The following is a 9,364-nucleotide window of genomic DNA, read 5'->3' on the forward strand; positions in this document are numbered from 1 at the left end:
CGGAGACAACTGATAGTTGTGGGCATGAACCCGGCAGCGCGGAAAGACTTCGTGCGCTTCCGGGTCATCCCGCTACGCAACGAAACGACACTCCGACGCTGGTGTACGTGTATCCATGTTCCTTCCGCGGTTCATATGGTCATCGATTTCAGCCGCGCAACCGAGCATGCGAGGGTAAAGAAAGATGGTAAAGGCGGCCGTCTCCAAAGCGTTGCGCGAATACGTTCCGTCACGATACGGCTGCCAGAGCATCTTGAGCAGTAACGCGGCAATCACCGCATCGACGTTGACGCAGTAGACGTTTCGCGAAACCCCCGCGTCGAACAGGCTTTGGACCAACGTCCGGTAAAAGTCGTGGAAGATGTTGTATTCGTCGCGCTCGGCGAACAATTGCCGCACGAACATTTCACGCGGGTCGTGATTGACGGGTTTATCCTTAAACACCGGATGATTCACGCCAGGGATTTTCTGGATATCCAGGCTGCCGCTCGTTTTCTTGCTCGATTTGTATTTGGCGTAACTTTCGACGTACGTCATCGCTAGTGCTTTCAAATCCAGCCCGTGCGCAGGATTGCCCGGGTCAGTCAGTCCGCTATGCGCGAACTGGTCCAGCAGAAACGCAATTCCCTCAAATCCATTGCCACCGTGTGTGTAACCACTGTGCGTAAGGAAGCCGATTAACGCCTTGTTGAGTTGGACGCGCTCGGGGTCTTCGGGACCATCGGCAGAGACCGCACCTTTTGCACCCTGCGCGGAAATCGTTCCGGGTCCATTTGACAGCAGCAGACCGACCAGCAATTGGAAGGAAAACAAGTCGCTCGTGCCTGGCCACAATCCAAACAACGCGCCGAAGGCGGTTTCACCAAGCGAACGCTCCTCCAGGACTGTCTTCGTTTCGACGCCGCAGAAGCTGTCCGGACCATGCTGGTCCGAGGGCACTGAAGCGCCTATCAGGGAGCCGAAAAGTTGTATCCACCACGGAAGGCTCTCAGCCGAAAGGCGTGAAATGCGTTTGCGCATGAGCGGTCCCCATGCGAGCGTCGCGCAAATGGCTGCCAGTACGCCATCGGTAGTCGGCTCGCCGGGCAGGCTTTCAACATATTGCACGAATGTCGACTTCACGTCGCGAGCTTTGAGTCCCGCCAGGATTGCGCGGGCCCGAAAATCCGGTTCACTGCCGACGAACAGGTTGAGGTCGGTGACTTCGGCGCGCGAAAAGTCGAAACTCTCATCCATCGCGTTCTCGAGCTTCACCGGGGCAAAGGCGTCGATGAGAGCGCGGACCGCCTGGCGAGGCCCGGCTTGCCCTCGGGGCCCGATGATACTCGCCGCCGCTGCAAGGACAGTGTTTGGTGCATTACCGGCATCCCGTGCCGCCTGGGCAGCCCCAAGTGCGGGATGTCCATACAGGTTCAGGAACGCACTCACAGCGACATTGATTAGCGCGCGGTCGTTCATCCCGCCGGGTTCGTGGAGCAGCGCGAGGCTTACGTTGGTCTCAAGGGGGTACTGCGCCGCATCAAGCATCGAAACGCCGTACAGACTGGTCACCTGCGACTTTGGGTCCATCTGCGACGCGCCAGAAGCATCCTTCATCGACTGTCGCGGTGGTACAGCTCCAACCTGTTTGTCGAGCGCGGCAATCTGGGCATCGTATGGGGCCGTGGCCTGCACGACAGGCAAATCCAGCGCCTGCGGCAGGCTCAATCCGCGGTGACTGCTAAACCACGGTTTTAATGCGAGGTTACCTTCCGGCTCGAAATCTGGCCTGCAGGCGTTTTCACGCATCACAGCCGTGAGTGCTGCGGGTATGTGCGCGATGTTCGTGACAAGCGCACCCTTTGCCGACACGGCCGGATTGTCCGGTGTGAACACACTTGACACCCCGAATCTATCGAGAAACCATTGTTCTTTCGATGCGGCGTCGTCCGCGCCTCCGGACATAGCACCCGCGTGTCCGACAGCACGGGTCAGCTTTGACTTCCAGCGACCCACGACGCACGCAACCACCGGCTTCGTAAAGTTGGCGTCGAGCTCGTAGTAGCCGCCCGGTTCGACATAAAGAACGGCCGCCTTGCTTCGCGCGTCGTTTGCCAAGGCCGCAGCGAACTCGGGCGCCGCGAATTGAATGTAGACGTCTTTGCCACTTGAGATGGCTGTAGTCGTGCCCCATCCGGCCATCCGCAGGTAGGTTGCGATGGTAGTCGTGAAGTTGCCCGAGTTGGAAAACAAGGCAATCGAGCCACGCCGCAATGCCTCTTCAGGGTGGTCGCCGCCCAGCGCTCCCCCGATACGCACCTGGTTCCAGGCGTCAGCCACGCCGAGGCTGTTGCCGCCAAAAATGTCGACCCCGTTGGACTGACCCATCGCGCGGATTTCGCGCGAGTCACTGACGGCCAGCTTTTCGGTAACGATGAAAATCTTCTTCAGTTCCGGATTGACACGGATTAGCTCAGCCACGCCGTCCCGTGCAGCGGAAGGCGGCAGATAGATGACGCCGCAGTTGAACCGGTGACCATCGTTCAGGCCTTCAAGGACATTGTTGTAGACCGGCACGCTTCCAAGTGCCGTTTCCAGTACCTGTCCGCGCTTTCCCGGAGCCGTACCAAACACCACGTTGCCACCGGAATAGGCATGACCGACGGGCGTGACATCGCTCGACTCGCCGCCCAGAATGTTGAGCACGCAAACGCGGTCGTCCTTTGTGGCAACTTGGGATAACGAACTAATTCCTACGAAGTATTTAAAATCGCCAATTCCCTGCTTGTACATAATGATTCTCCTCAGTCGATGAGATGCTCAGGCAGCCTGTTTGACCGCAATTCCCAGCTTCGCGGCAATCTGCTCACGGCCGCCTGCTTTCATCCATTGGTCAACCTGCTTCGCGTACAGGACCACCTCGCTCATGTCCGAGTCAAAGCCGAAGAAGGTGTACGGCAATCCCAGCGAATCGAGCGTGTCGCGCAATGCTCCCATTCCGCGAACCAGATTCGGACCGCCACGGCCGACCACCACATAGAGCGGCGTCGGGCCGTGCTGACTGAAGTGCTCGCGTAACGCGTCGGCCATTGCGCGAAATGTTTCGAAAATATCCGTGTTGTTCGACTTTCCACCAATGATGAACAGCGCATTGCTCTGCTCAATCCAGTGCTTGAAGCAGATGCGGGCAACTTCCTTCATTTTTTCGTAGGGTGGGTTGCCGCCGAAGTCTGACGAGATGATGGCGTCGTCTCCGAGCATTTGCGTGACAAGGGAGTTCGCGCCGCCACCGAACGTCGGAGCGAGAATGCTGCCCTTCGCGTTAATGACGTAGACGTCGCTCTGCCCCTGATACGTGCGAAGCTGGTTGATTTCCTGTTCGAAGTCTGAATAGTCGACTGCGAAGAGATGCGCGGGCAGGTCAAGGCGCTGCCAGCGCGGGTCATCACGGTCGAAGCCGCATTTGAAGTCACAGGCGACGGGTGTCAGCCGTCCCTTGCTATCCTCGCGCATCCGGATTGGATTGAGTTCGAGGGTCGTCATTCCGAACCCGTGGTAGAGCTCCCATAACTTGGGGAGGTGCTGTACAAGCGGCGAGATAATCTGTTTGGGTGCGCCCAGCGTCGAAAGCGCGTTCGCCACGACGAACGCCTTGAGCCCGGTGAGCGGGTCAAACGGAATCTGCACGACTTGCGACTTGTCCAGTTCCTCGATGTCGACGCCACCGTGATGTGTGAGCGTCATCGTCGGTGCGCGGAAGTGTGTCGAGTCGGTAATCGAGAAATAGACCTCGTACTCGGCCGGCACACCCGCCTCAAAGGTCACACCATTGGCTTTCGACACAGTATTGGCAACGTGATGTTCGACGAAGTAAAGACGCTCCTTCTCCTTCAAGGCGGTCGTCAGGTCAGTCGCGCGGCCAATCAGACCGGCCTTGCCCTTCTTGCCAACACCGCCCTTGAAAACCGGCTTGATGAAAATCATGCCGTGCTTTTTCAGCATCGCTCGAATCTGTTCTTCGCTAGCGTCCGGACCCAGAATCTCGGGCGTCGGAAAGCCCACGAACTGCAGCAATCTGGCGCCGTGCAACATACCGGTGACTTGCATGATGACCTCAGGAAGTGAGTTGGGAAGTCGGTGTCGTCGGGACAATATCCCTCACGGGGTCTTTGTCGAACCCGTAAAACGAGTGCGGGGTTGAGCACAGGATTGCCTCGACAATCGCGGGCGCAAGATGTAAGTCCAGCAACGCGGTAAGCGTCTGGCTGTAGGCCGTCGCATGTTCAAACTGCGTATGTGGCCAGTCGCTACCCCACATCAGACGTTCGGCGCCAAATGCGTCTATGAGTTGGTCCGTGGCATCGCGCATGAAACTCGAGTCCGGCTCCGAGCACCGATAGGCGCCCGAAATCTTGACCCACACGCGGCCAGATGGGCCAAACTCCAACAGGTCGTTGAAGCCCGGGTCGCGTGTGCCGCTGTCCGGGTCAGGGCGGCCAAAATGGTCAACGACGACTGGCAAGCCCACATCCAGCAAAGTGTTGACGAGCGGCGCCAGGTCCGACGCCTCCCTGTGCAACTCAACATGCCAGCCTAGTTTTGATAACTGCCGCCAAAGCGTTACATATGGCGCCGAGCCCAGCTTGGGGAGCGTCTGTCCGACAAGGTTGAGACGCACGCCCGTCACACCCTGACAGTTCAGTCGCTGCAGGTCGTCTTCTGAAATTTCGGGGGACACGACTGCTACACCTCGCAGCCGGCTAATGTCGCTGGTCAGCGCCTGTAAAAGATGGCTGTTATCGGTGCCGAGAAAGCTGGGCTGGACAAGGACGGCATTGCCAATATCGTTCTCGTCCAGAAGCTTCCGGTAGGCGTCCAGCGTTGCGTCATAGTCGGGTGCGTAGCGCCGTCCGTCCGCCAGCGGCAGAGTCCTGGCAAACACGTGCGCGTGCGTGTCAACGCGCGGCAGCCGTGGCCGCGCGATGGATGGGGCCTGAGTCATCGCTGGCTCCGGTGATGGTCAAGCGCTAATTCGGCGTCGGCGACCAGTTGTGAAGCCTGCTCGACGCCGGACGGCCGCAAGCGCTTGCCGCGCGTTTCGGGAAGCAACAACACGGCAACCATCGCCAGCCCGTACGCAATTGCGGCATCGATACCAATCGCTGCTCCCAGCGACATCGAATGACTCATGTACCCGACCAGCACCGGGAAACCCGCCGAGGCGATGCGACCGAAGTTGTAGCAAAAGCCGACGCCTGTCCCGCGCATGTCCGCAGGATAGAGTTCGTTGAAAAGTGCGCCCAGGCTGGCCGGGATGCCGGCGGCGAAAAAGCCTAGCGGGAAGCCCAGAACAAGCATCTGCGTGTTGCTCAATGGAAGCATCACGTAGGCGAGCACGGTGACGATGCAAGAAAATGCAAAGAATGCGATGTTGCGACGCCGTCCGATACGGTCGAGCAGGTAAGCGCTCGCCATACAGCCGCACCAGAAAGCCACGATAACAACCGCAAGATACCCACCGGTGTTGAGGACCGACAGATGTCTTTCCTTGGAGAGGAAGGTCGGCAGCCAGGTCATGATGGCGTAGTACCCGCCGTGTGCGCCTGTGCCCAGAATCGCCCCGATAACGGTGGTCTTGATGACGCGCGGCTGGAATACTTGCGCGATTTGCCCCCACACAGAAACCACTGGTTCAGCGCGAGACGGCTCAACGCGCACAGGTTCGCGGAGATTGCGGCGGACGTAAAGGACGAGAAGCGCGGGCAGCAGGCCAGCACCGAACATGACACGCCACGCCGTGTCTGACGGCAACCACGAAAAAGCTGCGGCATACAACAGCACTGCGCCGGCCCAGCCGACAGCCCAGGCGCTCTGTACCGCGCCCATGGCCTTGCCGCGGTGTTCCGTCCGGATGGTCTCAGCCATCAACACGGCGCCTGCAGCCCACTCTCCGCCGAACCCGAACCCTTGCAGGGCCTTCAGGACCAGTAGTTGAGGAAAACTCTGGGCGAAGGCACAAAGGAAAGTGAATCCTGCAAACCAGAGAATCGTAATCTGCAGCGTCCGCACCCGACCAATCCTGTCGGACAAGGCGCCCGCCAGCCAGCCGCCCATCGCCGATGACACCAGTGTCACGCCGCTGATCGCGCCCGCCTGCGTGTGGTCGATGCCGTACGCTGCGATGATTGCGGGGATTGCCAGGGTAAACATCTGCACATCAAGGGCATCGAGGCCCCAACCCGCGAAACATCCCCAGAAGGTGTTTCGTTCGAGAGGTGTGCCTTGCTTGTACCAGGTGAACATCGCCGTCTCCAGGGTAAATTCATATATTCATGTATATGACTATATGTTTAGTTTAGGCGCTTCGACGAAGAAGTCATTGGGGATTTACCCTTGTTCCGGCAGATGTTGTACAGTGACTATTCCTGTGAACAACTATATGAATCATGGATATGCAGTCGTTCTCGGCCAGGCCAGACAGTCGTTTGCCGCGATACCAGCAGCTACGCGATGACCTGGTGCGCCGCATCGCGGAGGGCGAGTGGGCGCCAGAAAAGGCAATCGACACAGAGGCGGAGCTCAGCCTGTTTTATAACGTGTCGACCGGCACACTTCGGAAAGCCATTGATTTGCTGGTGGCCGACGGGGTGCTCACCCGCACCCAGGGAAAGGGGACCTTTGTCCGGCGCCCGCGCTTTGATTCGTCGTTGTTCCGCTTCTTCCGATTCAAGTCAGCTGACGGGAAGCCGGTCCGACCGACGGCGAAGGTGCTCAGCCGCGAGGTCGTCAAGCCAAACGAGACGATTCGCTCAACCTTGCAGATGAAGGCGACGGAGAAGGCTGTTCATCTCTCGCGGGTACGATTGATTGACGGACAACCCGTTTTGTCGGAAGAAATATGGCTACCTCGAAGCCGTTTCGAAGCGCTGGCGACTCTGCCCCTTGGTGGCTTCGAGGATTTGCTTTATCCGCTTTACGAGCGGCTTTGCCGCCAAATCGTCGCATCCGCAACCGAGATTCTGAACGTCGAACAGGCGACGGACGCTGATGCGGCGCTCCTGCATATCGACGTTGGCAGCCCGGTAATCCTTGTGCACCGTGTGGCATCCGATTTCGCCGGGACGCCTATTGAATGGCGCACCACGCGTGGTGCTGCTGCAGCGTTCCAGTATCAGGTCGATATTCGCTGACAACGCGACTTCCTCGCCGCGTTTGGTGCTGTCATAGGGACCGACAACGCGAACTGACTTTCTGTCACCCGGCAGGTCGCATTTTTCCTGCGACTTTCAGGCTCTACACCTCGTTCGCCGAATACATCACTGGTCGCCAGTTGCGGCCGCAGCTCGCTTGCGTGCGCTCGTCCGGGTTATACCTCATTGCAGCCCGACCTCAAACATACAAACATATACATGACTATATCAATCTGCTTGTTTTCGTCTGACTGACCGTTTTCGAAACGCCAGTCGAGCGGCAGCGGGCATGGAACTTGGAGCGAACATGTCTACGTCCGTAACACGTGAGCAGCAGGTAATGAAGAAAATGGCATGGCGGCTGATGCCGCTGCTGATTGTCATGTTTCTCATCGCATTCATCGACCGGCAGAACGTCGGCTTCGCGAAACTGGAAATGGTTCAGGCACTCGGCATGACGGAAGCCGCGTATGGCCTTGGAGCATCGCTGTTTTTCATTGGCTACCTGCTGTTCGAGGTGCCCAGCACACTGGCGCTACATCGGTTTGGGGCCCGGACGTGGCTCGCTCGCATCATGATTACGTGGGGCGTCGTTACAGTGCTAATGGCGTTCACCAGGTCCCTGCCAGCTTTTTACTCGTTTCGGTTTGCGCTGGGTGTTGCTGAAGCCGGGTTTTATCCAGGCGTCATTTACTACCTGACGCAGTGGTTTCCTCAAAGCTACCGGACACGTGTGCTTGGCCTTTTTACCCTCGGCAGTTCGCTGGCAAACATGCTTGGCGCGCTGGTCGGAGGGCTGCTCCTTTCCTTGGGCGGAACACTGGGACTGGCGGGTTGGCAATGGGTCTTCCTTGCCACCGGTCTTCCGGCAATACTGATTGCCTTCGTAGCGCTTAAATATCTACCGAGCTCCGTCGAGGAAGCGAACTTCCTTTCTCAGGATGAGAAGGACATTGTGGTCGCAGCGCTTGTGCGCGAAGCGTCCCCGGAAGCAAAGGACTCCCGGCCATGGGCGGCATTGCTTGACCCGAAGGTTCTCATGTTCGCAGCAACCTACATGCTGATGTCGACGTCGCTCTACGGCGTTACGTACTGGCTGCCCACCTTGGTTAAGAGCTGGGGCGTTTCGTCGAGCGTCAATGGCCTGCTTAACATGATTCCGTGGGCACTCGCGGCTCTTCTCCTGCTTTGGCTTCCCGGGAAGCTCAAACGTGAACAGGTGGTGTTAAAAGCAATGGCCATAGTCGCCGGCATCGGCGTCGTATGCTTTGCATCGAGCCTCGTGTTGCCGACAGTGTCGTTGCGCTTCATTGCTCTGTGTCTGGGCGGCGCCTGTATTCCACTGCTATACCCTTGCTTCTGGTCGCTTCCCCCACGCTTCTTTTCTGGCGCTCGAGCCGCCGCAAGTGTCGCTGCCATCAACTGCATTGGAAACCTTGGAGGGTTCTTCGGACAGAACCTCATGCCGTACGTTGGCAAGGTAACCAACAGTCATGTTGCACCCATGCTCGTTCCGACTGCATGCCTGTTAGCTCTCGCAATCGGTACCATCATTGCGTGGACAGTCGGTGGGCATCGCAAGGCGGCGCTTGCGTCATCAACGGTTCCGCTTTGATGCGGGCCATGACACCCCCAAGCTATTTGCACAGACGCAATGTACCCTCATTTGAGCCGCATGTTCGATTGATTGCAGACTGAGCGCGGTTCAACTTCGCGATGGTTTGAAGCCATCCGGCCCGGCTTGGGAGTGCCGTTCCGGAGCAAGGCTCGAATCGACCGCTCATAGCCCTTTGCGCATCAAATAAGACGGGTTATTTGCGTGCAACCCCATCGGTTGTACGCGGCGAATGGCCGCTGACGAGAAAGCCGGATGTCTCTTCAGGGTCGCGTGCTGCCGGTCATGACCCGACACTTGTCGATCACACAACGATTGGCAAGGTTCGGCCAATTTGAGACGGTCGCGAACGGCTCTGCGAGGTCGCTGAGCGGCTGTCACAAGCCCTGAGTCCGTCCCCGTCAAGTATTTCGAGGGCGGCCGATCTGGCCAGTCTGTGCCTAGCCAGCGAGACCCAAAGCCTGATTTGAAAAGGCCGATCCACTGGTGTGAACGGCTGTGAGAAACCGACACTAGACGGCGGCATCGATCAGAGATACCGAATGGTCCAGGTCTGCTGAGCGGTTTGGTAATGGTTTGT

At 58.3% G+C, this 9,364-nt stretch carries 6 protein-coding genes; 2 read left to right on the top strand and 4 right to left on the bottom strand.

Features of this window, described 5'->3' with window-relative positions; genetic code table 11:
• Nucleotides 1-72: 72 nt before the first annotated feature.
• From HDG34_RS36435 to HDG34_RS36450, 4 genes are read right to left on the bottom strand one after another with little or no spacing between them, the layout of a single operon-like run.
• The gene (locus tag HDG34_RS36435; RefSeq protein WP_184068261.1) at nt 73-2,772 is read right to left on the bottom strand and encodes a CoA-binding protein; all 2,700 of its coding nucleotides are present in this window, start codon (nt 2,770-2,772) and stop codon (nt 73-75) included.
• 27 nt (nt 2,773-2,799) lie between these two features.
• Complete coding sequence (locus HDG34_RS36440) at nt 2,800-4,086, bottom strand: ATP citrate lyase citrate-binding domain-containing protein (protein ID WP_184068264.1); 1,287 nt, start codon at nt 4,084-4,086, stop codon at nt 2,800-2,802.
• A 7-nt stretch (nt 4,087-4,093) separates the two neighbouring features.
• Complete coding sequence (locus HDG34_RS36445; RefSeq protein WP_184068267.1) at nt 4,094-4,981, bottom strand: amidohydrolase; 888 nt, start codon at nt 4,979-4,981, stop codon at nt 4,094-4,096.
• Complete coding sequence (locus tag HDG34_RS36450; protein ID WP_184068270.1) at nt 4,978-6,282, bottom strand: MFS transporter; 1,305 nt, start codon at nt 6,280-6,282, stop codon at nt 4,978-4,980. The genes HDG34_RS36445 and HDG34_RS36450 overlap by 4 nt, the downstream gene beginning before the upstream one ends.
• A 143-nt stretch (nt 6,283-6,425) precedes the next feature.
• Here HDG34_RS36450 and HDG34_RS36455 point away from each other — a divergent pair, with 143 nt between their 5' ends.
• Both HDG34_RS36455 and HDG34_RS36460 read left to right on the top strand, forming a co-directional pair.
• Complete coding sequence (locus HDG34_RS36455; protein ID WP_184068273.1) at nt 6,426-7,169, top strand: GntR family transcriptional regulator; 744 nt, start codon at nt 6,426-6,428, stop codon at nt 7,167-7,169.
• A gap of 307 nt (nt 7,170-7,476) precedes the next feature.
• Nucleotides 7,477-8,784: an MFS transporter gene (locus HDG34_RS36460; protein ID WP_184068276.1), complete on the top strand. Its 1,308-nt coding sequence runs from the start codon at nt 7,477-7,479 to the stop codon at nt 8,782-8,784.
• Nucleotides 8,785-9,364 lie beyond the last annotated feature (580 nt).

It is taken from the genome of Paraburkholderia sp. HC6.4b (assembly GCF_014200875.1).
Taxonomy (GTDB): domain Bacteria; phylum Pseudomonadota; class Gammaproteobacteria; order Burkholderiales; family Burkholderiaceae; genus Paraburkholderia; species Paraburkholderia tuberum.